This window comes from Gordonia sp. i37, from assembly GCF_002043085.1.
Taxonomy (GTDB): domain Bacteria; phylum Actinomycetota; class Actinomycetes; order Mycobacteriales; family Mycobacteriaceae; genus Gordonia; species Gordonia polyisoprenivorans.
The window spans coordinates 1-984 of sequence record NZ_MVPX01000606.1; the positions used below are offsets into that span (position 1 = coordinate 1).

At 61.8% G+C, this 984-nt stretch carries 1 protein-coding gene; it reads left to right on the forward strand.

What is annotated here, in order from left to right; all coding sequences use genetic code 11:
* Window positions 1-833, forward strand: an 833-nt coding sequence (locus tag B1964_RS28605; protein WP_079932198.1) for an alpha/beta hydrolase, incomplete at its 5' end; no start/stop codon positions are given.
* Between the last annotated feature and the right edge of the window lie 151 nt (window positions 834-984).

A 984-nucleotide genomic window follows, 5' to 3' on the forward strand; every position in this document is an offset into this window, starting at 1 on the left:
CCCGCGACGGCTGCACCCTGCGTTATCGAGACACCGACCCCGACAACGCCGGCGGCAAGGAAACCCTGGTCCTGCTGACGGGCTGGTCCCAGACGGCGGCGATGTATGACAAGTTGATCGACGAGATCAAGGGTGACTATCGCGTGGTGTCCTATGACCATCGCAACCACGGCGAGTCCGGGTCCACCGACAACGGCGCCCGCATCGCCTCGCTGGCCACCGATCTGCACGAACTGCTGCGGGAGCTCGATCTCCACAATGTGAACCTCACAGGCAATTCCATGGGCTGCTCGGTGATCTGGTCCTACCTCGACATCTACGGATCGTCGAATGTCCGCTCGCTGACCCTGATCGACCAGCCGAGCGTCTGCGCCCTGGTGCCGTGGCTGACCGACGACGACGCAGCCGACGTCGGCGCGATTCTCGGCTTCACCCAGGCCTCCGATCTGATCCAGGCATTGATCGGCGACGATTCCGAGCAAGTACGCAAGGACTTCGTCCGTTCGATGATGATGCCCGAGATGGATACCGAGGACGTCGAATGGATCTATGAGCAGAATATGAAGCTGCGCATGCCCTTCGGCGCCAAGCTCGTCCTCGATCACGTCATGCAGGACTGGCGCGATCTGCTGCCCCGCATTGACGTTCCCACGCTCGTCACCGGCGGTGAGGCCAGCCACGTCAACGCCACCTCGCAGGAGTGGATCGCCAAGCAGATCCCCGGCGCGAAGCTCCACGTCTTCACCAAGGAAGACGGTGGTGATCACTTCCCGTTCTTCCAGCAGCCCAAGCGATTTGCCGACGTCTACACTGAATTCCTGCAATCGGTCTGACCTCTGCGCCCGCACAACATCTTCCATACATCAACAAGGCCGGCCATCCGAGAGGATGGCCGGCCTTGTCGGTTGTTGCCGACGTCGGGGACTAGTACTACAGTTGTAGATCGGGTTGTCGGCGTGTTTGCGCTGGTAGGGGGGGGGGGGG